The sequence below is a fragment of the Streptomyces sp. NPDC004051 genome (genome assembly GCF_053604275.1).
In genome coordinates, this window is the sequence record NZ_JBSGHG010000010.1 from 118,639 (window position 1) to 141,180 (window position 22,542).

15 protein-coding genes are annotated in these 22,542 nt (G+C 73.4%); 3 read left to right on the plus strand and 12 right to left on the minus strand.

Going from position 1 to position 22,542, the window contains the following annotated elements:
• The 12 genes from ACWEQO_RS13925 to ACWEQO_RS13980 form a co-directional block, all read right to left on the minus strand.
• Positions 1–1,959, minus strand: coding sequence for a TOMM precursor leader peptide-binding protein (locus tag ACWEQO_RS13925; RefSeq protein ID WP_452982518.1), 1,959 nt, complete (start codon positions 1,957–1,959; stop codon positions 1–3).
• On the minus strand, positions 1,956–2,711 hold the full coding sequence (locus tag ACWEQO_RS13930) for an ABC transporter permease (protein WP_452982521.1): 756 nt from the start codon (positions 2,709–2,711) through the stop codon (positions 1,956–1,958). Before ACWEQO_RS13930 ends, ACWEQO_RS13925 begins: the two co-directional genes overlap by 4 nt.
• On the minus strand, positions 2,708–3,679 hold the full coding sequence (locus tag ACWEQO_RS13935) for an ATP-binding cassette domain-containing protein (RefSeq protein ID WP_452982524.1): 972 nt from the start codon (positions 3,677–3,679) through the stop codon (positions 2,708–2,710). The genes ACWEQO_RS13930 and ACWEQO_RS13935 overlap by 4 nt, the downstream gene beginning before the upstream one ends.
• Positions 3,680–3,724: 45 nt before the next feature.
• Positions 3,725–4,870, minus strand: coding sequence for a peptidase M50 (locus tag ACWEQO_RS13940; RefSeq protein WP_452982527.1), 1,146 nt, complete (start codon positions 4,868–4,870; stop codon positions 3,725–3,727).
• Positions 4,867–6,000 (minus strand): lantibiotic dehydratase C-terminal domain-containing protein, encoded by a 1,134-nt coding sequence (locus tag ACWEQO_RS13945; RefSeq protein ID WP_361458415.1) that lies wholly within the window; start codon positions 5,998–6,000, stop codon positions 4,867–4,869. The genes ACWEQO_RS13940 and ACWEQO_RS13945 overlap by 4 nt, the downstream gene beginning before the upstream one ends.
• Positions 5,988–8,840: a lantibiotic dehydratase gene (locus ACWEQO_RS13950; protein ID WP_452982530.1), complete on the minus strand. Its 2,853-nt coding sequence runs from the start codon at positions 8,838–8,840 to the stop codon at positions 5,988–5,990. The genes ACWEQO_RS13945 and ACWEQO_RS13950 overlap by 13 nt, the downstream gene beginning before the upstream one ends.
• A gap of 19 nt (positions 8,841–8,859) precedes the next feature.
• Positions 8,860–10,506, minus strand: a complete 1,647-nt coding sequence (locus tag ACWEQO_RS13955) for a nitroreductase family protein (protein ID WP_452982533.1) — start codon at positions 10,504–10,506, stop codon at positions 8,860–8,862.
• Positions 10,507–10,566: 60 nt separating this feature from the next.
• On the minus strand, positions 10,567–12,522 hold the full coding sequence (locus tag ACWEQO_RS13960; protein WP_452982536.1) for a TOMM precursor leader peptide-binding protein: 1,956 nt from the start codon (positions 12,520–12,522) through the stop codon (positions 10,567–10,569).
• Positions 12,512–14,767: a TOMM precursor leader peptide-binding protein gene (locus tag ACWEQO_RS13965; protein WP_452982539.1), complete on the minus strand. Its 2,256-nt coding sequence runs from the start codon at positions 14,765–14,767 to the stop codon at positions 12,512–12,514. Before ACWEQO_RS13965 ends, ACWEQO_RS13960 begins: the two co-directional genes overlap by 11 nt.
• Before the next feature lie 144 nt (positions 14,768–14,911).
• The gene (locus ACWEQO_RS13970; protein WP_452982542.1) at positions 14,912–16,825 is read right to left on the minus strand and encodes a BTAD domain-containing putative transcriptional regulator; all 1,914 of its coding nucleotides are present in this window, start codon (positions 16,823–16,825) and stop codon (positions 14,912–14,914) included.
• A 526-nt stretch (positions 16,826–17,351) separates the two neighbouring features.
• On the minus strand, positions 17,352–17,522 hold the full coding sequence (locus ACWEQO_RS13975; protein ID WP_031128743.1) for a thiazolylpeptide-type bacteriocin: 171 nt from the start codon (positions 17,520–17,522) through the stop codon (positions 17,352–17,354).
• A 324-nt stretch (positions 17,523–17,846) separates the two neighbouring features.
• Entirely contained in the window at positions 17,847–18,908 is a 1,062-nt protein-coding gene (locus tag ACWEQO_RS13980) for a LacI family DNA-binding transcriptional regulator (protein ID WP_361458425.1), read from the minus strand.
• A gap of 233 nt (positions 18,909–19,141) precedes the next feature.
• Between ACWEQO_RS13980 and ACWEQO_RS13985 the strand changes: the two genes are divergently transcribed.
• From ACWEQO_RS13985 to ACWEQO_RS13995, 3 genes are all read left to right on the plus strand, one after another.
• Positions 19,142–20,137 (plus strand): asparaginase, encoded by a 996-nt coding sequence (locus tag ACWEQO_RS13985; protein WP_452982546.1) that lies wholly within the window; start codon positions 19,142–19,144, stop codon positions 20,135–20,137.
• 107 nt (positions 20,138–20,244) lie between these two features.
• Positions 20,245–21,138: a polysaccharide deacetylase family protein gene (locus tag ACWEQO_RS13990; protein ID WP_361458429.1), complete on the plus strand. Its 894-nt coding sequence runs from the start codon at positions 20,245–20,247 to the stop codon at positions 21,136–21,138.
• Complete coding sequence (locus ACWEQO_RS13995; RefSeq protein ID WP_452982550.1) at positions 21,135–22,526, plus strand: MFS transporter; 1,392 nt, start codon at positions 21,135–21,137, stop codon at positions 22,524–22,526. Before ACWEQO_RS13990 ends, ACWEQO_RS13995 begins: the two co-directional genes overlap by 4 nt.
• Positions 22,527–22,542 lie beyond the last annotated feature (16 nt).

A 22,542-nucleotide genomic window follows, 5' to 3' on the forward strand; every position in this document is an offset into this window, starting at 1 on the left:
TCACGGGAAGGGGTGCGGGGCCCGGCGGATCTCCGCGTCGGTGAGGTCGCGGTCCCGGTGCCCGCCACGCCGCAGCGCGGTGCGCAGCCGGGGCATCAGCAGGGCCCGCTGCCGGTTCCAGCCGAAGTCGATCGGCAGCAGTCCCGGCACCACCGTGCTCACCGTCCGCAGCCCCATCCGTTCCTGCTCGGGCGAGGTCTGGTCGACGACGATGACGTCGTGGCCCGCCCGCACCAGTTCGTCCCGGACCACGGCGACGTCGTCGCGCAGGTCGCCGGTGCGGGGGCGGCCGTGGCTCTCCCAGTCCCGGTACACCTCGTCGAAGGGGCGGGCCTCGGACGGCTCCAGATAGCTTTGCGCGTACGCGGCCATGCGGGGCAGCCCGTAGAGCTGCGGGTGGTCCTTCAGATGGCGCACCAGGAAGAAGTCGTCGGCCATGGCCTCCAGTTCGCCGCGGCGTTCGGCGGTCTGCCGGGCCAGGTGCGGGATGTAGCTCAGCACTTCGGACAGGGCGCCCTCGACGGCGGACCTCGGGTCCAGTGAGGCCGCGGCCGCGAAGGACAGGGTGCCCGGGCCCCCGTCCCGGCGGACGCCGACCACGGTGACGGCCGGGATCGCCAGGTCGATCCGGTTGTCGAAGGCGTGGACGTCGTAGCCCTGCAGGGCGGCCCGCTCGGCCATGGCGACCGCCGTGGGACCGCCGACCGTCTCCAGGTCGATGCGAGGCAGCCGGGCCGCGCCGTACCAGCCGTTCAGGAAGGAGTCCCGCTCGACGAGTTCGAGCAGGCCGCCCAGGACGGCCTCCTCCAGGCCCCCGCCGATGGCGCAGCCGTTGGAGCACTCGAAGACGAAGTTGTCGTCGGCCAGCGGGATGCTGTAGTAGACCAGCCGCGAGGGCACCAGGACGGCACGCTCGTCCCGCAGCGACCAGCCCCACTCCCAGGGGATGGGCCGGCCCGGGTCGAAGGGCTCGACCGAGGGGTCGTCCCGGTAGGTCTCCGGGCTGTACAGGCCGCACACCGCCGGGTCGACCGCATCGGATCCCAGTTCGTCGTACGAGCCGACCACCGGTGCCGAGCCGCCGCGCCGGTGGGTTCCCGCGTACCGTTCCAGCCCTTCGAGGAACGCGAGCCGGCGGCTGGTGGCGAAGGAGTTCTCCTGCCCGCTCCAGGTGACGTCGTGGAGCCCCGCGTACCCCCGTACGAACGCGCTGCCGGCCACCGGGGCGGTGGTGGACGAGGTGACGTCCGTCCAGGTCCCGGCGCCCAGGGCGCCGCACACCGGGTTGGCCAGGGCGTCCGTGGGCAGCGGGTACGCGAAGGCCGAGCGCAGCCGGTAGGCGCCGGGATCCGGCTTGGGACGCGGAGCGAGGGTGAGCGGCTCGACCTCGTCCGCCGCCCGGGGCCGGGCACGGGGGCCGCAGTCCGGGCACATCGGGTCGGCGAGCAGCGGATACGTCCTGACCGTCAGGTTCGCCAGGTCCAGCCGGGTCACCTGGGGCAGGGCGCGGTCCGCCGGGTGCTCGGCGGGAGGCACCGGGCGCGGTCCGTGCAGCAGGGCCTCGCACAGCGCGGCCACGGTGTCGTGGACGTGACCGGTGAGCAGCGGCCAGGCGCCGGCCGGGCGGGGCCCGTCGGCGCCGCCGGTCTCCAGGGCGTTGCGCTCACTGCGGCTGCGCAGCCGCTGCCACCGCAGGGCGAGGCAGCGGCCGCAGGCGGGAGCCCCGCCGTCGCCTCCCCAGGGGCCGAGCAGGATCGCCGAGGCACTGACGTGCACCAGCGCCGTCGGACGCTGTGCGGCCCACGGGTCCCGGGCCCCGGCGTCCCCGCCGCCCGCGCCGACGGCGCCGACCGGCACGACCCGTGGGGCGTCGGCGCCGAAGCGGCCGTCCAGGAAAGCCTGGAGGGTGTCTCGGGCCTGCTCCATCGGATGCGGAAGCGGGCGGGTCGCGGTGGTCATGAGCTCTTCGTCCAGCGGAAGGTGCGCGCCGCGATCGCCCCGAAGACGACGGCGAACGCGACGAGCCCGAGAGAGCCCATGCCGATGTCGGAGAGGTCGCCGCGGCCGATCAGGGCGGCCGACACCGCGTCGTTGAGATAGCGCAGCGGCATGACCAGCGAGACCTTCTGCAGCCAGTCCGGCATGGCGTCCAGCGGGAAGAACGATCCGGACAGGAAGGCCATCGGCAGCATCAGGAAGTTGGCGATGCCGGCCACCGACTCCGGGGTGTCGGCGATGCTGCCGACGATCACCCCGAGCAGCAGGAAGGTGGTGATGCCGAGGGCCATGACGGGGATCAGCAGGGGCCACCGGGACGCGGGCACCAGGTCGAACCCGGGGAGCATCGCCACCCCGACGAACAGGACCGACTGGACGAGTCCCACGCCCAGGGCCAGCACGTAGCGGGAGCCGATGACGGAGGACAGCGGGGCCGGCGACATGCGGATCATCCGCAGGATGTCGTCCGCGCGCCACTGCATCAGCGTGAACCCGATGCCGAAGACGGCGGCGTTGGCGACGCCCCAGGAGAGCACTCCGGCGGCGGTGTAGGAGAGGTAGGAGAAGCCGCTCTCCTCGACGTCCTGGCCCCGGAAGATGAGTCCGAAGACGATGAGGAAGATCAGCGGGAAGGCGAAGGTGAAGAAGACGGTCGTCTTGTCCCGTACCTGGGCGCGGTAGCCCGCCGCGGTCAGCGCGGTGTAGGCGCTCATGCCTGGTGCTCCTGGTCGTTCGTGGTGAGGGGGGTCTGCGGGTTCTGCCGGGCGGTGATGTCGAGGTAGACGTCCTCGAGGCTGGGGGTGCGGGTCTGCACACCGTCCAGACCGGTGACGGCGTCGAGGGCGGCGAGGACCCTGCCGGTGGCGCGGGTCTCCAGGACGAGGTGCCCGCCCTGCACGGTGACGGCGTCCACGCCGGGGAGGGACGCGGCCTTCTGCTCGTCGATCCGCCCGAGCGGTACCAGCATCCGGCTGGTGGCGCCGAAGGTTCCGATCAGGTGCTGCGGTTCGTCGGTGACCACGAGCCGGCCGGCCACCAGGATGCCGACGCGGTCGCAGAGCGCCTCCGCCTCGTCCAGGTGGTGGGTGGTGTACACGATGGTCCGGCCCTGCGCCTTGAGGCCCCGCAGGACCTCCCACAGGGCGCGCCGGCCCTCCGGGTCGAGCGCGGCGGTCGGCTCGTCCAGGAAGATCAGCTCGGGTCCGTGGACCAGCGCGGAGGCGATGGCGAGCCGCTGCCGCTGGCCGCCGGAGAGGTCGTCGACCCGGACGTGGTGCCGCCCGCCGAGACCCACGGCGTCCAGAGTGGCGTCGACGGCGGCGCGCTCCGCGCCGAACAGGGCCGCCACCGTCCGCAGGTGCTCGTGGACGGTCTGCCGCACGAAGAACGCCGACGACTGGGTCTGCACGCCCATGCGCGGCAGCAGAGCGGTGTTGCGCGGCCAGGGCGACTCGCCGAACACCGTGACCGAGCCGGAGTCGGCCTTGCGCAGCCCTTCCATGATCTCCACCAGGGTGGACTTCCCGGCGCCGTTGGGACCGAGCAACCCGAAGAACTCGCCGCGCCGGACGTCCAGGGAGACCCCGTCGACGGCCCGCCGGTCGCCGTAACTCTTGGTCACGTCGCCGACCGAGACGGCCGGCCCGGCTCCGTGCTCTGGGGTGGGGGAGGGGGAGGTCATAGGTGTACCTCATTCATGAGTTGCGTGATCTTTCGGGGTGGGACGTCATCGGAGCAGCAGGAGGACGGCGGCGGTGCCGGTTCCGGCCACCGCGAGCAGGACGAGAGCGGCGGCCGTGACGGCGTAGGAGGTGTAGAGGCGGCGGGCGCGCCGCGGGTAGGCGGCGACGGCGTCCCGCCCCTGCCTGCGCAGGGTCAGGTAAGTGCCCGTCTCCGGGGCGAGGTTGGCGGCGCCCACGGTGTGGCCGAGCATGCGGTACCCGTCCAGCGGCGGCAGCGGGACCAGGTTGCTCAGGGCCTGCACGACGCCGACGAAGAGCATCCCGGTGAGCACCGGGCGGCCCGGGTCGGCCGGGTCCAGCAGCGCCCACCACAGTGCGAAGGGCAGCAGGAGCACCAGGTTGACGTACGCGCCCGCGGCGGCGACCACCAGCTTCGCCCGCAGGCCGGGCAGGAACAGGTAGTTGTCGACCGTGCAGTACATCATCATGGCCGGAAACCGCCAGCGCAGCCCGATCTCGGTGACCACACCGCCGTAGTGCCGGGCGGCGATCCCGTGGGCGAGTTCGTGCAGGCAGATGCTGAACCAGAGGAAGACCGCGAACGGGACCAGCACCAGCGGACGGGTCAGCAGCTCCCACGTTCCGCCGAGGGCGGCCACCGGATCCGCGAGCACGGCGACGACCAGCACCAGTACGGCGGCCACCAGCGGAAGTTGGGCCCAGGGGCGGAGTAGCGGACGCAGCAGCCGGTGGAGGCGTCCGGTGGTGCCGTGCGCGTCGGCGACGGTCCGCCGGCTGCCCTTCCAGAAGGTTCCGGTGCGGGCCGGAGCAGGCTCGGGCGGAGCGGGGTCCGGGGACCCGGCGAGCAGCCCGCGGGTGCCGAGCAGGCCGAGCAGCCGGGTCCACTGCTCCTCGGGGAGCCGGAGGCGGAACCGGGCCGCGTACTCGGCCACGACGTCGTCGACGTTCCGGGTCCCGTCGAGCCGGCTGATGACGAAGTGCTCCTTGGGGCCCACCTCGAACGCGGCACCGCTGACCGGGTGCTTGATGAGGTGGACGGTACGCGGACCGCGCAACAGGGGCGGACCGATCAGCACGCCCGGACGCAGCGCGGGGCGGTACGCGCGGGCGGCGGAGGCGCGGTCGCCGACGGCGGAGTGGTCGGTGGGCGACTGTTCGGTGGCGCTCATGAGACCGCCTGCCGTCCGTCGGCCGGCTCGCGCAGCACCCGGCCCAGGATGAAGGCCAGGTACGCCTCGTCCCGGATCGTCACATGCAACCGGTTGTTGGTCATGTGCATGTACGGGGAGAGCAGGCGGGGCAGCACCGCGGGCGGGTGGGTGACGGTCACCAGGGGAGCCGCGTCGGGGTCCTCGGCGCGCTCCTGGCCGGTGTCCTCGCGAGCCGGACCGTCCCAGGCCGGGAAGGCGAGTTCGCCGCGCTCGGTGAGGTCCACCACGCGCTCGCGCAGCTCCAGGCAGTGCTCGGCCCAGTGCCGCAGGAACGCCGGCAGCCGGGACAGGTCGCCGCTCGCCACGGCCTGCCTGATCTGCGCGAACCGGGCGCCGAGGGTCGGCGCCATGCGCTCGTAGGTGCGTTCGTACTCGGTGGACCCGATGAAGTCGGTGCCGGGGAACAGCCGGTGCCAGAAGGCGTAGTAGGCGTCGAGGTAGTCCGCGAGCCGTTCCTCCTCGGGCAGGAAGCAGCTCGCCATCACCATCATCAGCTGGGCGGAGGTGCCGAGCAGCACCGTCCGCAGGTGCAGGTTCATGCTCCGGTACGCCTCCAGGACCAGGTCGCTGGAGTGGCGGAAGTGCCATTCGGCGAGGTCCACCCCGGCCGGTCCGCCGTACTTGGCGTACTCGGGGGCGTAGACCTCGTAGGAGAAGGAGTTGTTCGGCCTGAGGTTCATCAGGCCGTCCGGGCCCATGTACCTGGCCCGGTCCTCGCCGGGGAACTCGATGTCGAAGAGGGAGTTGTAGAAGTCCTTGAGGAAACCGGAGTCGACCTCGTAGAGGGCGGGTCGGGCCTTCAGGAAGCCGTTGACCGCCTCCTCGGTGCGGCGGCGCACCTCGGCCTCGGCGTCGGGGCCGCTCGGGCGCAGGCGCAGCCTGATGTGCGGCCCCTCCAACCAGTAGTTGATGAAGAAGTAGCCGGACAGCAGCCCGTCCTCGGTGAGCCGGTCGACCAGCGGGCGGACGCACTTCACCAGCAGCGGCTGGGGGTTGGCGGCGTAGAAGACGTGCAGGGCCAGCCAGGGCGAGGGGCCGGTGCCCTCGGGGTCCGGCCGGAAGGCCGCGGGTTCGGTCAGTTCGGGCATGACGGGGCGGCCTCCGGTTCGGACTGCGGCAGTCGGCGGGTGGTGAAGGTCTCCACGGCGAGCTCGGCCACGTGCCGGCCGCGGTGGGAGGTGAGGTGGAGCCCGTCCTCGGCGGGGAGCATCTCCCGGAAGGTCACCCGGGTGCCCGGCCTGCGCTCCACCAGGGCGTCGAACACGGACAGGGAGAGCGGGCTGTCGAAGTCGACGTGGACGGGCTTGGCCCCGATCGGTCCCTGGTCGGTGTGGGAGACCGTGGCGAAGCAGCGGTCGGGCAGGCCGTGGACGCGCTGCCAGCGCCGGTACTCCAGGTAGTACTCCTCCTCCCCGGCCCCGGGGCCCCGGCTCGGCAGGTACCCCGCGTCCGCGGTCCAGCTGCGCCGGCCGACCACCACGTCTCCGTGCCGGACCCGGGGCCTGCGGGTGACCCCGTTCCGGGCCTCGCCCTCGGGCACCCCCGCCCACACGTCGAAGGGGGCCATGGTGCTGGGGGAGAGGAGCAGCAGGGTGCGCGGGATCTCGGGGAGCGCGATCGGCACGAGGTAGCCGAGATAGACCGGCACGACCTCACGGCCGAGGCGGCGGGAGCGCAGGACCAGGCGGCCGGCCCGCTCGTCATGCCGGATGTAGAGGTCGTCGAGATGGATCCGGGCGTCCTCGGGCACGGTGCTGGTCTCGCCCGGGCAGACGATCTGGTGGTCGGTCAGCCGGCCGTGCAGGTTCAGGTTGCTGCTGACCGGTCCTCCGGTGACCTCCGCGAACACGGCGCCCTCCGGCCGGCGGGCCGCCATCTCCTCGCGCAGGGTGTCGGAGAAGCCGGGTGCCGCCGGGTCCGTGTCCGCTCCGGCGCCGTCGTAGAGGTGGGTGAACCGGCTGAAGGGGAAGGCCAGTCCGCCGTAGGACTTGTTGAGGACGACCAGCGGCCGGCCGCCGGGCGGCCGGGACAGCTGGATGTGATGGCTCTGCGGTGTGAAGTCGCTTGTGATCGGGGCGAGTTCACCGGCGGTCTCGGCGAGCAGCCGCTCCGGCAGCTCGATCTCCTCGGCGTCGGCCGCCGTGCCGTGCCGCCGCCACAGGTCCTTCATGCCCTCGTGGAAGTGGCGGCGGGCCCGGTCCAGGGCCTTCATCTCGCTCTGCCCGAGCCAGTTCTCCTCGGGCAGGTAGGTGCCGTCCTCGTCGTAGGAGGCGCGTCGGGAGGTGAAGGAGACGTACTGGTCGAAGAAGTCCTCGTGGAAGTCGTGGACCAGGCCGAGCAGGTCGTCGCAGCGGCCGCCGCGGCCGTAGCGGGCGGTGAAGAAGCCCAGCAGGGTGATGCGTTGGGGCAGGGTCAGGTCGAAGAGCGGCAGGATGCCCTCGACGGCTTGCAGGGCCCGGCCGGTCTCCCCGCCCAGTACGGCGGGCCCGCAGGTCAGGTCGTCGCCGGTGTCCACGTCCTCGTACACCAGGGTCTGCGGAAGGGCCGGCTCGGCCGCCCCCAGTTCCCGCTGCGCGTCGAGCAGTTGACCGCGCAGGGTGCTCAGCAGCGTGCGGCGTTCCCCGATGCCGGCCCCGGGGTAGCGGGCGAGGCAGTCGGCCGGGCCGTCCAGCAGACGGGCCAGCCGGTCGGCCCAGGGCGCACCGAGGGAACGCAGGGCCTCCTGGTAGGAGCGGAGCGGGTCCTGATCGTGCACGTCCGCACGGAGCACCGGAACCTGCACCATGCCGAGGTCCAGGAGGGCCGACGCGTACCGTTCGCACTCCTCGCGCCCGGCGTCGTGCCCGGTCTCCAGCCAGGCCACCAGGTCCCGGTGGCGCACCGGCGCGTCCTGGGCGCCGAGCCATTCCAGGAGCCGTTCCAGGGTGCCGCTGCTGCGCAGGTAGAACAGCCGGTCGCGGACTGCGTCGAAGGTGACGGCGGCGCTGTCGTCGCCCGCGGTCATCACATGGCGTACGTAGCGGATGCGGTCGGCGTCGCGTCCCCAGCCCGGGGAGAGGACCACCGGCAGGTCCTGACGGCGGCCGGGGTCGGCGGTGATCAGCTCGGTCAGCCGGGCCAGCGCCACCACGTTGAGCCGTACGTGGCTCACCCAGTCCTCGCCGGTGCGCAGCGCTGCCCCGTCGTCCGACGGGTCGCCCGCGAAGGCGCCGGGGCCGATACCGGTGAAGGTGCTGAAGGGGCTGGTCTTGCAGGCCGTGCGGTACAGGTAGGTCAGCGCGGAACGCTCGATCTTGCGCAGCCGGTTGCCGGGCCGGGGGCTGGTGTCACGCAGATAGGCGTCCAGCCGGCCGTCGAGGGCGGGCGAGGCGAGCAGCAGGCCGAGGCGCAGCCGGTCGTCGGCCAGGACCTCGCGCAACACCCGCCGGTTCTCCTGGAGTTCACCGGCGAGCAGGTCCGCTCCGGTGGCCCGCAGCTCCTCGAGGCGGACCCGGTCGTGCAGCCACTGGGCGGTGCGCCGGCCGGTCTCGGGATCCTGCTCCGTCACCAGCTGGACGGCGGCCCCGGTGTCGGCGGGCAGCCGGTTGTTGAAGACCTGCCGGCGCAGGTTGATCAGCCCGCGGCGCACGGCGGCGTCGCCCGGGTCCTCCTCGGGGCCGGTGGTCGACTTGACCAGGGTGTGCAGCAGGTCGCTGAGGGCCGCCCCGGCGGCGGTCAGCCGTTCCTCCTCGGCCAGCACGGCGTCGGCCCAGCGGCGGGTGCCGGGGCAGCGCAGGCCGTGCACCGTCTCGATGGGCAGGCCGGCCGCGCGGAGCATGAAGCGCCGGCCGAGCTCCCAGCGGGTGCCGGGCTCCGTGGCGGCGCCCGGCCCGGTGTCCGTGGGGGCGCCCGCCGCTGTGGTCGTGGCGCCGGACTCTGTGGGTGTCATGGGGAATCCTCTGCGGCCGTCAGGCGATCTCGTGGCGGAAGTCGGCGGGCTGGGGCCGTTCGTGACCGAGGGCCATGATGAGCAGCGGGGCCTCGTCGCCGTCCGCCAGCCCGAGCCGCTCGACGAACGAGACGTTGTCGAAGCCCAGCGCCACACCGGCGCCCAGGCCCAGGGCGGAGGCCGCGACGTAGAAGCTCTGCGCGACGGCTCCGGCGGTGCCGACGGCGAGCCGGTAGCCGCGGTCGCCGAGGGCGTCCAGGACGGCGGTGGTGCGTACGGTGGGCACCAGGACCGCACCGGCCTGCTCCAGGTTGTAGTTGGCCAGGAAGTAGTTCTGCTGGAGGAAGGAGCCCTGGGGGCCCGGGGCGACCGGGCACAGCTCGTCACGGTCGGGGTCGTACGCGTACGCCCCCTGCTCCACGCCCTCCACGTGGTTGACGAAGGCGTACAGCTTGGCGAGCCGGACCTCGCCGGACGGATCGGTGTCGCCGGCCGACCGGGTTTCGGCACAGGCGGCGAGCACCGCCGACAGGTCCCCGGCGCCGACCGGACGGCGGGCGTCGAACCTGCCGAAGCTGGAACGGCGGTCGCGCAGGGCGCGGCGGACGCCGGTGTCCGGGAAGACCGGCTCGGGCAGGGCCACCCGGACGGTGCCGGCGGCGGGATCGGTGGTGGGAAGGGCCGCGGCTGCGGTCAGCGCCCCGGGGGCGGGCCGGTCGGCGGCGCCCTCCAGGGTGGCCGTGTGCATCCCGCTCAGCGCGGTGAAGTCCAGCAGGGTGCGCGAGCGTTCGACGTCCCGGTGCCGGACGGCCGGCCGGTGGCGCGGGTCCGTGCGGGGGGTGACCGCGCGGGCGGCGGCGTCCGGGCGGGGTGCCGGCGCGTCCCAGTGCAGCGGCACGACGGCGAACACCGTCTCCTCCTCGCCGGCCGTCCCGAGGAGTTCGTTCAGCCGGGGCTCGTCGAACCACAGCACGGGGGCGATCCGCAGGCCCCGGGCGGCGGACCAGATCCGCCAGGTCTGCACGAGGGTGCCGACATCGGTGCTGACCACGTGGAACGAGAAGCTGTTGTACTTGAAGGAGTTCTGCCAGTACTTGACGCCGAGCAGCAGGTACTGGTCGGTCTCGAGGGCCTCGGCGGGCGCGTCCGCGCCGAGCGCCTCCCGGACCCTGTTGGTGACGTCACCGGCCAGCAGCCGCTGCAGGGCGTGCCGGTGGATGTCGTAGTAGTGCAGACCCGGGGTGAGGGGGCCGGAGGGGCCGGACGCCCAGTGGATGCTCACCGGGTAGAGCCCACCGCCGCCCGCGGTGCCGCGCGACCAGTTCGCGTGGGTGTAGTACGGCAGTCCGGGCAGGTCGGTGTTGGCCTGGATGCCGAGCCGGCGCCCGGTCAGCCCGTAGGAGTCCCGGAGCATCGCTGACAGCAGCGGGAGGCCGAAGCCGGGCGAGCCGTCTGCGTCCCGGACCCGGGCGGTGCCGGGCAGCAGACCCGGCGCGACCGGGACGTCGGCGAGGTCCTCGGCGCCGGGCAGGGCGAACGCCTCGGCGTTTGGGTAGTACTTGCCCTTGCGCGGGCCGTCGTCCCAGTTCACGACATGGTCGGTGGGCTCCATCGGGACGCGGCCGCGGTGCAGGACGGCGTGCGCGTACTCATGGGCGTACCCCATGGGATCCCCCTTTCGTCAGTTCCTCGGTGCTCTCGGGGTGCTCGGTGTTCTTGCGGCCGGTCATGGGAACGGGTGCGGGCCGGGATTGAGGTCGGCCCCGGTCAGGTCGTCCGGCCGCAGGCCCGCCTCGCGCAGCGCCGTGCGCATCCGGGGCATGTGCCGGGCACGCTGCCGGGTCCAGCCGAAGTCGAGCGGGAGCAGGCCGGGCACCAGCACCTTCACCGTGTGCAGACCGAGAGCACGCTGCTCGGGCGAGGTCTGGTCGACGACGACCACGTCGAATCCGGCGGACGTCACGGCGTCCACCGCGGCGAGCAGATCCTCGCGCACGTCCGGCCCCGAGCCGTCGGCGCGGGCCCAGCGCAGGTCGGCCACGCCCGACGGCTCGGGGGGCGAGGAGCGGCGGAGCAGGAAGTCGGCGTAGCGGCCCATCTCCGGCACCGCGTAGACCAGCGGATGGTCGTGCAGGCTGGTGATCTTCCCGTGGCCCTCGGCCATGGCGCGGTACCCGGCCTCGTCGCGCCGGAACCGCTGGAGGAGCTGCACCGAGTCGGTGGCGATCTCGCACAGGGCCGCGGCGAGCGCGGCCTCGGGGTCGAGGGCGGCTCCGGCCCCGAAGCACATCCGGGCGGGGCCGCCGTCGAACCGCTCGGCGACCGCGGTGACCACGGGGACCGGGAAGGTGATCCGGGTGTCGAAGAACCTGGCCCGGTACCCGTACATGGCCATGCGGTCCACCATGACCCGGGTGTGCGGGTCGGCGCTGGTCGCCGGATCGATCTCGGGGAGTGGCTGCATGCCGTGCCAGGCGAGCAGGAAGGCGTCCCGTTCCAGGACCTCCATCAGGCCGCCGAGCACGGCCTCCTCCAGACTGCCCCCGGAGGCGCAGCCGTTGGAGCTCTCCTGGACGAACCGGTGCTCGATCCCGGGCTTGTGGTAGTAGGCGAGGATCTCAGGGACGGGGCGGGGGCGCGCGTCCCGCAGCGACCAGCCCCACACCCAGGGGACCGGACGGTCCGGGGCGAAGGGCGGCACCCAGGGGTTCGCCCGGTGGAAGTCGTCCGTGTACAGGCCGGTCTCGCGCGGGTCGACGGCGTCCGGCCCGAGATCGTCCAGGGCGGCGGTCAGGGTGAGGGCGCGGCCCCGGGCGCGCATCCCGGCGTGGCGCTCCAGCCCCTCCAGCACACCGATGAGGGTGCTGGCGTGGTAGGTGTCGGCGTGACCGCCCCAGAACGTCTCCCGCAGATAGTCGCCGGAGCGGCTGGAGAAGCAGCCCACGGTGGCGGAGGTGGTCGGCGAGGTGACGTCGCACACCACCGACGGCCCGACGGCGCCCCAGTGGGGGTTGGCGAACGCGTCCACCTGGAGGCCGTACGCGTCCACCGGCCGGACCCGGCTGACGCCCGGCCGGTACTTGGGCGCGGGCCGCAGGGTGAGGGCGGCCGACTCGGCGGTCACCGGCTCCGGTGTGCCGCAGCCGGGGCAGTCCGGCTCGGGCACCAGCGGATGGTGTCGGACCGTCGACTTCTCCAGGTCCACCAGCCACACGTCGGGGAAGGGCCGTCCGGCGTCGGGGGGAGCGGCGTCGAGCCGGGCGATCAGCGAGGCGACGGCCTGCGCGGCGAACGGCACCGAGTAGGGCCACGGCCCCACCTCCCGTGTGCTGCCCCGCAGTTCGAGGCCCTCCCGCAGGCCGACCGAGCGCACCCCCTGCCAACGGCGCCGCAGACACGTGCCGCAGCCGGCCCTTCCCGCCACGGGCCGGGGGCCGACCAGCACATGCCGGCCGTACAGGTGCACGGGGAGCGCGGAGCGCGGCGCCTCCTCGGTGGGGCCGGGGGCGGTGAAGGCGTCCCGCACCCCGAGGGCGAGCACCGCGACCTCGGGCACCGGGCGGCCCGGCTCGAACGGCAAATCCGCCAGTGCGCGGCGGAGTTCCTCCGCGAAGAGACGGCACGCCCCGTCCCGCGGCTCCTCGGCCCCGCCGACGGGGGCCCGGGCGAGGTCAGCGGTCATCGTCGGCCGCCTCGGTGAGCAGGACCCGGACGGTGCGGATCCCGGCGGCCGGCAGGTCGGCCGCGTGCGTGGGCACGACGAAGGCGTCACGCCCGGCGGCGTCCAGCCGCTCCAGGACCTCGGTCCAGGTCACCGGGACCGGCCCGGCGTCCGGCCCGGCCGCGCCGTCCTCGGCCGTGACCGGTACCAGGGCCGCGTCGAGGTCGACCAGCAGCGGGTCACCGGTGTCGGGTGTGCCCAGCACCCCCTCCGCGGCGAGCTGGGCGGTGCCGAGCAGGTCGCGCAGCGCGTCGGTGGCCGCGGCCGTCCGGTCCAGGGCGGAGCCGGTGGCCCAGTGGCCCGGTCCGCCGCCCTCCGCCGGACGGCTTCTGGCCAGCACGACGGAGACCCCGGTGCGGTCCGCCTCCCCGAGGTCGAGGAGCTCGACGTCCAGCCCCAGATGTCCGGCGGAACGCAGCAGGAAGGTCGCCTCCACGTCGTCGGCGAACGCGGTCCGGGGGATCACCGCGGTCCGCCCGGCCCCGCGCACGGCCCGCCGCAGCGCGTCGTGGGCGAGCGCGGACAGCAGGCCGGCCGCCGCGGCCTCCGGCAGGCCGTCGCCCGCACCGGCTCCGGCGCGGGACGGCTCGAACCGGCGGTCCTGGTTGTCCGGCCCGAAGGGCCGCACCGCACCGGCCGGCACCAGCGTCCGCTCCTTGGTCAGCAGCGACACGGCCGGGGTCCAGGAAGCGACCGGATCGCCCCCGGCGCCGGTGGCGGTGGTCAGCGCGTCCGGGTTCACCCTCGGCAGCGCGTCGCCGTCGGAGGCGTCGTCCGGGGCGGGGGACCCGGGCACCACGTGCTCGGCGTAGACCTCGGCGGCGGCGTCGAGGGCCCGCAGACGGGCGCCCGCGGTGTGCTGGACGTCGAACGCGACGACGGTCCGGGTCCCGGCGGCGCCCAGAGCGACCTCCACGGCGCCGACCTTCAGCGGGGTCTGGGTGACCGGCTCGTCCGCGTACCGGGTGAAGACCCCGACGGACGGACGGAGCGCGAGCGAGCGGCGGTCGAGGTCGGCGAGCGGACCCTCGGTCGCGTCGTCGTCCGGAGCGGCGGCGACGACCGGTTCGAAGGCGGGCCGTCCGGGGGCCGCGGTCAGGTCGACGGGATCGGGCGCGCCGGGCCGGGTCCGGCAGAACGGGCACCGCGGATGGGGCAGCAGCCGCTCCGCCAGGACATCGAACGAGGCCATGTCCTGGAGCAGCACCTGCCCCCGGGTCTCGGCCGGCAGCGCCTCGGTGACCAGCCGGAACACCTCGTAGCCGAGCAGGTTGCCGAGCATCGCGGCGAGCGGGCCGCGCGGCCCGGGGCCGGGGGAGCCCCCCAGGGCCAGACCGCTCCAGAGGCCGGCCGCGACCGCCGCGTCCCCCGTCGCGCCGAGGCGCAGCGCCGCGCAGGCCAGGCATCCCTCGGAGTCCGGGCCGCTGACCGGCCCGACCACCGCCCGGTCGCCGAAGGTCCAGGCGGGGAGCAGGAGGCGGCCGTCCGGAACGCCGTGGCGGAGCATGGCGATCGAGGTCCGGAACGCGTCGCGGCCGCAGGCGGCGACCACCACGTCGTACCCCTCGTACGCCGTCCAGTCGCCCGCCGGACCGGCCCCGGGCAGTACCGTCACCTCGGCCGGACTGCCCTGTGCGGTGAACTCCGCCGCCTCGGCCCGCAGTTCGCCGAACTCTGCGGCGGTGGCGGGGCCTTCGGCCAGCGCGGCCTCCACGGCGACGGAGGCGCAGCCGTTGCGGATCAGGGAGAGCGCGCACCAGCGGGCGACCGGACCGTCGCCGAGCACGGCGACACGGGTGCCGCGGAACGCGGCGAACCTGCTGTCGGCGCCGTCGGCGTAGTGGTCGAGGTAGGCGATCTGCGGCGCGAAGCGCGCGGCGACCGCCGGCTGCACGGTCGCGTCCGGCCCCGGTTCGCCGGGGGCCGGCACGGGCCGGGCGAACCCGCGGGCGTAGAGCGCCTTGACCAGACCGCCCACCATCGCCTTCTGCTGGTCCTTGAAGCCCGCGCAGATCTCCGCCACGGTCCGGCTCCCGTCCAGGTGCGGGACGAGGAGGGTCGCGAACCGGTAGGCGGACGGGGAGCTGAGCTGGAAACCACCGTCGGCGTTGTGGAAGATCACGCCGGTGGGCGTCTCGGTGAACAGCACGTCGCGGCGCACCCTGGGACGGGTGTCCGAGGTCTCCTCGTACGGGGTCGTGGGCATACGGAGTCGCACCTCCGGGTCGGGCCTGACGGCCACTCGGGTCTGAAGAAGTAGAAAAAGTCAGGGGAAAGCGAGGAAAGGGGAGGATGTTCGGGTGTCCGGCCCACCGGGCCGGGCCGCGTTCCGGGCCGCAGTCCCGGTCCGTCAGGTGGCCCCGGACGGAAGGGCGTGCCGGGCCGTGGCGACGACGGCCTGCGGGATGTCGCCGGTCCGGGCGGACCTGTGCAGCGCGTGGGCGCGGAACAGGGTGTTCATGCGGAGCGTCCCGGGTTGTTCCTCGTCGAGGAGCCCGGTGTCGAGGAGCCGCTCGAGCAGCTCCTCGGCGTGGGTCTCGGGGACGGAGAGGGCACCGGCCGCGGCCGGTGCGGTGATCTGCCCGTCCAGCCGTGCCAGGCGCAGGTGCGCGTCGGCCACCGGGGCGGGCAGCCGGTCCAGGGCGCCGTCGAGGGTCAGGGGAACGGACATCCGGGCGTCGTCGGGCAGCGCCAGCCGGGCGGGCAGGTCCCGCCGCAGCCATGCGGCGTGGTCCGCCAGGCGCAGCTTCGGCCGGGTCAGCAGCCGGGCCGCGACGATCCGCAGGGCCAGCGGGACGTGCCCGCACGTCTCGGTGAGGGCGTGTGCCGCCGGGGCCTCGGCCGCCACCCGCTCATGCCCGAGGACGGCGACGAGGAGCGCGTGGGACTCCTGCGGCGGCAGGGCGCCCAGTTGCAGTACCGCCGGACCGTGCGTGGCGACCAGAGCGGCCAGTCGCATACGGCTGGTGACGACGAAGGCGCCGCAGCCCGGCATGTCGAGCAGCCCGCGGACCTGGTCCGGGTGCACGACATCGTCGAGTATCACCAGGCACGATCCGGGGGAAGCGCCGGAGGGGAGTGCGGAGCGCAGCTCGGCGGCCGCCTCGCCGGCGGACCGCGGCGTGCCGTCGGGCCCGGTCAGCGGCAGCAGTACACCCCCCGCGGGGTACCGGTCCGCCACCAGTTGCGCGGTGTGCAGGGCCAGTGCGGTCTTTCCCATCCCCGGGCCCCCGGAGATCACCGCGATCGCCGGGCCGGTGTCCGTCCGCCCGTCCCTGCGGCCCTCGCCGCTCAGGTGACTCACCAGGTCGGCGGTCTCCCGGGTGCGGCCGGTGAAGCCGGGGACATGGGGCAGCCTGGGACCCGGCGGACGAACCGGACCCGAGGGCGGGCGGCCGTCGCCGGGGAGGACGGGCCCGCCGGAAGGGGTGTTCTCGCCCCGGGGCGCAGAGGTGTCGGGCAGGGCGTCGGCCACCGCGGGCGCCGCGTGCGGGGCGAGGGTGAGCGGCGCGGCCTCCAGGGCCGGGCCACGGGGCTCGTCGCCCCGCAGGATGGCCAGTTCCAGACCCTGCAGTTCCGCGCCGGGATCGACGCCGAGCTCCTCCCGGAGGTGCGTCCTGATCCTCCGGTACTCGGCCAGCGCCTCGATCTGCCGCCCCGCCCGGTACAGCGCCCGCATCAACTGGGCGGCGAGGCCTTCGTGCTGGGGGTGGGTGCGGGTGGCCTCCCAGAGGTCCACCAGGACCTCGCGGGACTGTCCCCGGGCCAGCTGGATCTCGCAGACGCGCTCCAGGACGCGCAGGCGCTCCTCGACCAGCCGGGGCACCTCGTCGCGGTGCAGCAGTTCGGAGGGGACATTGGCGAGAAGCGGCCCTTGCCACAGGTCGAGTGCCGTGCGCAGCAAGGGGAGTTCGGACTCGCCCGCCCCGGCGGCCTCCGCCACCAGGCCACGGAAGTGCAGCAGGTCCAGGGTGTCGCCGTCGGCCGGGAGGCGGTAACCCCCGGCGACCGCGACCACCGACTGTTCCTCTATGTCGTACTTCGCGAAGAGGCGGCGCAGCCGCAGGACGCAGCTCTGCAGGGCCGCCTTCGCCGTCGCCGGCTGCTCGTCGCCCCAGACGGCCTGCCGGAGACGCTGCGTCGGGACCACCTCACCGGGGCGGATCAGCAGGGCCGCCAGCAGTGACGTCGGTTTGGCCGGCGGGAGGACGGCCACCTCGCAACCGTCGGTGATGCTGAGTGGGCCGAGCAGTTGAAAACGCACGAGATTCCCCCGTTGACCCTCGAAGATCCGCCGAACCGGCTTGTCATGGCCCGCTTCGAGAAGCGGTGTCCTGGCACCGTGTCCGCCCGCGATCGGGAGGGTGATCGGTACAGAACCTCTGCCCGCACTCTGACGAGGGCGGGTACGAGCACATGTGAAGTCGGTGAGCACGGCGTCAATCGGCCTTGTGGCAGTGGTGAGTGTCTACTGGCGTAGACCGACGGTCAAGAGGAGGTTCTGAAGAGCTCCCAAGACGGATCGCTGACACTGAGGGGAAGTCAAATACCGCTAAAGACAGCCTTGTTGCTGGTAAACGGTGCTGTCGCGGCCGGCCCGGAACGGACGCTTCCGGCAAAGCGAGCACGCGGTTGTAGGGGTTCACCTACATGAGGTTTGCGGCGACCGTCACCGCCCTGGCAGCGCAGGTGTCCGGCCGCGCGGCCGGGCGGGCACGGCGAAAACCCGGCCGGAGCCCGCCCCTTGAGGGGAGGGGCGCCGACCGGGCGTCTGCTGTGCCGGACGTGCGTCAGGCGGAGCAGGAGGTGGTGCTGCAGGTGGAGCTGGAGGTCGAGGTGGAGCTGGTGCTGGTGCAGCCGGCCAGCACGACCTCGCTGGCGTCCGAGTAGTCGGAGATCTCGAAGGTCTCGGCCTCGAGCTCGAGGATCTCGTCCGCGAGGGTGCTCAGGTCCTTGTTCATGGTGACTCCCGATGGGTCGGGGCGGACCGCCGTGGCCGGCTGCCTCCGCCGTGTGGGTACGGGACCATTCCAGCGGCCCCCGCTCACCGTTCGGCATGTCTCCCGCTGGCATCCCGCTGGCGTTCTGCTGTCACGCGCCGCCAGTGGCCGGTGCGGGCTGCCCCGGCCTCCGTTCCGGACGGTCCGGCTCGCCCGGGGCCCGGGGCCGACTTCCGGCGGGGCGGCTCCGGCTCCCGGCTGCGACGACCGCTGGGGCCCTGCCCGAAGAGGCCGGCGGGGTGCGTGCCGCATCCCGCGCCTGCGGCATGATCCGCCGGACCGGTCCTACTCCCGGGGGGCGACGCCGAGGGTCGAGGCGCGGGCCACGAGGGTGGGGCGCAGGCGCCGGGAGCGGCCGGGCTTGTCCTCGAGCATGTTCACCAGCGTCGTCGCCGCCAGTTCGCCCATCCGGTACATCGGGGAGCGCACGGAGGTCAGGGGCACCGGGAGGGCCGCCGCCAGCGCGACGTCGTTGTAGCCCACGACCGCGACGTCCCGGCCGACGGTCAGGCCGGCGTCCCGGACCGCCGCCATCACGCCGACCGCCGCGAAGTCGTTGACCGCGAAGACCGCGGTGGGCATCGGCCGCAGGCTCAGCAGGTGCTCGGCGGCGGCCCGGCCGCCGGGCACGTCGAAGCGGGAGTGGACGACATGGCTCTCCGGTATCGGCAGACCTGCCTCGGCGAAGGCCTCGAGGAAGCCCCGGGTGCGTTCGACCCCGGTGCTGGCGTAGGGCTCTCCGGCCACCACCGCGGCCCGCCGGTGACCGAGGCCGAGCAGGTGCTCGCCGGCCAGCCGTCCGCCGCGGACGTCGTCGGTGGTCACCGACACCCTGCCCGGCAGCCGGCGGGACACCAGCACCAGGGGAATGCGCCGACCGGCCAGCTCGGCCACGAGGTCGGAGTCGGAGCGGGCGTCCCCGAGCACCAGGCCGTCCACGCGCCGGGCGAGCAGCGCGTCGACCCGGCGCCGCTGCATCTCGCAGTCGTCGCCGGTGTTGGCGACCACGGTGTGGTAGCCGGCGGCCGCGGCGGCCGCGTCGATCCCCTCGTACACGGTGGCCAGCACGATGTCGGTCAACCGGGGCACGAGCACCCCCAGCATCCGGGAGCGGCCGGTGCGCAGCGCGGCCCCGGCGGGGTCCCGCTGGTAACCGAGTTCCTCGGCGAGCGCCCGGATCTGCGTGGCGGTCCCGCTGGCCACCCCGCCCCGCACGCTGTCGTCCTGGCTCAGCGCCCGTGACACCGTGGAGACGTGGACGCCCGCCTGCCGGGCTATCTGGGCGAGGGTGACCGGGGCACGACCGGTCTGCGCACCGGCCCCCGCCCGTGCTCCGTTTCGCTCCACTCCCGCTGCCCCTCTTCTCGAAACCTGATCGGATTCCGCCCGGACGTCCTCGGATCCTGTTGGCCCCTGTTCGCATCCGCTCGACGCGGAGGACTGTTCGCCGTCCTGGCGCCCTTGAGCCTCGCACATCCCCGAACACTCCGGCCAGACAAGTGTCCGACAACCATTGACCAAAGCACAATCGTTTGCGTAGCCTCACCGCAATCGTTTGCAACGCGGCGAAGAGAGGGTTCATGCGTCGAATCCAGGTCGTGGCCACCGGCGGCACCATCGCGAGCCGGGGCGGGGCGGAGGGCCGCCGGGCGACCGTGCTCGCGAAGGAGCTGGTCGCGTCGGTCGGTCCGCTGCCGGCCGGCGCGGAGGTGGCCACGCGGGACGTGGTCACCCGGGGCAGTTACGCCTTCGGCACCGCGGACCTTCTGGCGCTGGCCCGCGAGGTGCGCGACGCGCTGCACGGCGGGGCCGACGGGGTGGTGATGACGCACGGCACCGACACCATGGAGGAGACCGCCTTCCTGCTGGACCTGGCGTTCGACGACCCGCGGCCGATCGTGCTGACCGGTGCCCAGCGCCCCTTCGACGACCGCGCCGCGGACGGTCCGGTCAACCTGGGTGACGCCCTGGCCGTGGCCGCCGACGACGCGGCCCGGGGGCTGGGCACGCTGCTGGTCTTCGACGGCTTCGCCTTCCCCGCCCGCGGGGTGCGCAAGAGCGACACCATGTCGGCGCACGCCTTCACCGCGCCCGGACGCGGACCGGCGCTCCGCATCGTGGACGGGCGCGTGGTGCCGCTGTCACAGCCGGGGGCCCGCCCGCGGTTCCCCCTCGACCTCGACCTCCCCGACCTGCCCCGGGTGGACGTGGTGCCGGTCTACCCCGGCGCGGACGGGCTGTTCGTCCGGGCCAGCCTGGACGCCGGCGCCGCGGGGGTCGTGGTGGCGGCGGTCGGCGCGGGCAACGCCGGGCCGGAAATGGTCGAGGCGGTCGCCGAGGCGGTGTCCTCGGGCCACCCGGTGCTGATCTGCTCACGGGTGCACTCCGGCCCCGTCGCACCCCTCTACGCGGGCGGCGGCACCGAACTCCACCGGGCCGGCGCCGTGTTCGCCGACGACCTCAGCCCCTGGCAGGCCCGGCTGCTGCTGGCCGCCGCGAGCGCCGTACCGGGCCGTTCCCCGGAAGCCCTGGTCCGCGCCTGGCTCGCCGGAGAGGACCCGCCGCCCGGCTCCTGAGCCGAGGGCCGCGCACCACCCGACCCGATCCGGCTTACTGACACCCCCTCACCCAACCACCCATCCCATCCCATCCCATCCTCAGAACGTCATCAAAGGAGATGTCGATGACCAAGGAAATCCTTGTCGGCTTCGGAGTGGACGTCGACGCAGTCGGCGGCTGGCTCGGCTCCTACGGAGGCGAGGACTCGCCCGACGACATTTCCCGCGGTCTGTTCGCGGGCGAGGTCGGCGTACCGCGCCTGCTGGAACTGTTCCGACGCCGCGGCCTGACCCAGACGTTCTTCTGGCCCGGCCACTCCGTCGAGACCTTCCCGGAGGAGTTCGACGCCTGTGTCGCCGCCGGCCACGAGATCGGCGTGCACGGCTACAGCCACGAGAACCCGATCGCCATGAGCCGGGAGCAGGAGGCCGCGGTCCTGGACCGCTGCATCGAGCTGATCGAGACCCGCTCCGGCCGCCGTCCGACCGGCTATGTGGCGCCCTGGTGGGAGTTCAGCCCGGTCACCAACGAGCTGCTGCTCGAGCGAGGCATCAAGTACGACCACTCCCTGATGCACCGCGACTTCGAGCCGTACTACGTACGGGTCGGCGACACCTGGACGAAGATCGACTACAGCAAGCCGGCCGACCAGTGGATGAAGCCGCTGGTGCGCGGCCAGGAGACCGACCTCATCGAGATCCCGGCCAACTGGTACCTCGACGACCTGCCTCCGATGATGTTCATCAAGGCCAGCCCGAACAGCCACGGCTTCGTCAACCCCCGTGACATCGAGGAGATGTGGCGCGACCAGTTCGACTGGGTGTACCGGGAGATGGACCAGGCGGCCTTCACCATGACCATCCACCCCGACGTGGCCGGCCGCCCCCAGGTGCTGCTGATGCTGGAGCGGCTGATCGACCACATCAACTCCCACGAAGGCGTCCGCTGGGTGACCTTCGACCAGATCGCGGACGACTTCGCCGCCCGCAACCCGCGCCAGAAGGGGGACAGCAGATGACCACCGTGCAGCAGACCGACATAGCCCACGAGAACGAATGGCCGCGCAGCGGAGCACCCTCGGACGAGGTCCTGTTCAAGGGCCCCCCGACGCTCAGCCGGCGCACCATCACGACCACCACCGTGGTCTGTTTCCTGGCCTGGGTCTTCTCCGTCTACGACTTCGTGCTCTTCGGCACCCTGCTGCCGAAGATCTCCGAGTCGTTCGGCTGGAGCACCGGGCAGGCCACGGCGATCGCCACCGGCGTGACCATCGGCACCTTCGTCGTGTCCCTGCTGGTCGGACCGATGCTGGACCGCTGGGGCCGCAAGCCGAGCCTGATCGTCACCACGGCGGGCGCCGCGCTCTCCTCCGGCCTCACGGCCCTGGTCGGCGGTGCCGCCTCGCTGATCGGAGCGCGGGCCGTCTCCGGCCTCGGCTACTCCGAGGAGGTCGTCAACGGCGTCTACCTCAACGAGATGTACGGCAAGAGCCGGCGCCGCGGCTTCATGTTCAGCCTGGTGCAGAGCGGCTGGCCGGTCGGCGCCCTGCTGGCCGCGGCGTTCGCTGCCGTGCTGCTGCCGGTCATGAGCTGGCGCTGGATCTTCCTCCTCGCCACCTTCCCGGTCGTCGTCATCCTCGTCGCCGGGTCCAAGCTCCGTGAGTCGCCCTCCTTCGTCGCCCTCAAGCGGACGCGCGAACTGCGCAAGGAGGGACGCGACGCCGACGCGACCGAGCTGGCGAAGCTGTACGACCTCGACATCAGCCGGGACGACGAGTCCGGTCTGCGCCAGCTCTTCGCCCCGGACCTGCGCCGGCACACCCTGTGCCTGTCCGGAGCGTGGCTGTTCAACTGGATGGGAATCCAGGTCTTCTCGGTGCTGGGCACCACCATCCTCACCGACGGCAAGGGCGTCTCGTTCTCCAGCGCTCTGGTCGTGCTCATCCTGGCCAACCTGGCCGGCTTCCTCGGCTACCTCGCCCACGGGTACCTCGGTGACCGGATCGGCCGGCGGACGACCATCATCGTCGGCTGGACCATCGGCGGCGTCATCATGACGGCGATGCTCTTCGGACCGAACAGCGCCGCGTACGTCATCCCGATGTACGCCCTGGGGCTGTTCTTCCTCCTCGGCCCGTACTCCGCCATGGTGTTCTACATGGGCGAGTCGTTCCCGGCCCGGGTCCGCGGCATCGGCTCCAACACCGCCCACGTGATGGGCCCCGCGGGCGCGGTCGCCGGCTCGGCACTGCTCAGCGCGGTCATCGGCCTCGGAGCGAGCGCCACCACGGCCGCGTTCGTCGCGGGCGCCCTGGGGATGTTCCTCTCCGGCGTGCTGATGCTCGGCGCCAACAAGGTCAGCCAGGACACGGACGACGAGCCCGCGCCCGCGGCCGCGGCGAACTGAGCCGACCGCTTCCCCT

Excerpts from the sequence above, each read along its gene's own strand:
- ACWEQO_RS13925 (WP_452982518.1), bottom strand. The coding sequence starts at position 1,959 with ATGACCACCGCGACCCGCCCGCTTCCGCATCCGATGGAGCAGGCCCGA.
- ACWEQO_RS13930 (WP_452982521.1), bottom strand. The coding sequence starts at position 2,711 with ATGAGCGCCTACACCGCGCTGACCGCGGCGGGCTACCGCGCCCAGGTA.
- ACWEQO_RS13935 (WP_452982524.1), bottom strand. The coding sequence starts at position 3,679 with ATGACCTCCCCCTCCCCCACCCCAGAGCACGGAGCCGGGCCGGCCGTC.
- ACWEQO_RS13940 (WP_452982527.1), bottom strand. The coding sequence starts at position 4,870 with ATGAGCGCCACCGAACAGTCGCCCACCGACCACTCCGCCGTCGGCGAC.
- ACWEQO_RS13945 (WP_361458415.1), bottom strand. The coding sequence starts at position 6,000 with ATGCCCGAACTGACCGAACCCGCGGCCTTCCGGCCGGACCCCGAGGGC.
- ACWEQO_RS13950 (WP_452982530.1), bottom strand. The coding sequence starts at position 8,840 with ATGACACCCACAGAGTCCGGCGCCACGACCACAGCGGCGGGCGCCCCC.
- ACWEQO_RS13955 (WP_452982533.1), bottom strand. The coding sequence starts at position 10,506 with ATGGGGTACGCCCATGAGTACGCGCACGCCGTCCTGCACCGCGGCCGC.
- ACWEQO_RS13960 (WP_452982536.1), bottom strand. The coding sequence starts at position 12,522 with ATGACCGCTGACCTCGCCCGGGCCCCCGTCGGCGGGGCCGAGGAGCCG.
- ACWEQO_RS13965 (WP_452982539.1), bottom strand. The coding sequence starts at position 14,767 with ATGCCCACGACCCCGTACGAGGAGACCTCGGACACCCGTCCCAGGGTG.
- ACWEQO_RS13975 (WP_031128743.1), bottom strand. The coding sequence starts at position 17,522 with ATGAACAAGGACCTGAGCACCCTCGCGGACGAGATCCTCGAGCTCGAG.
- ACWEQO_RS13985 (WP_452982546.1), top strand. The coding sequence starts at position 19,142 with ATGCGTCGAATCCAGGTCGTGGCCACCGGCGGCACCATCGCGAGCCGG.
- ACWEQO_RS13990 (WP_361458429.1), top strand. The coding sequence starts at position 20,245 with ATGACCAAGGAAATCCTTGTCGGCTTCGGAGTGGACGTCGACGCAGTC.
- ACWEQO_RS13995 (WP_452982550.1), top strand. The coding sequence starts at position 21,135 with ATGACCACCGTGCAGCAGACCGACATAGCCCACGAGAACGAATGGCCG.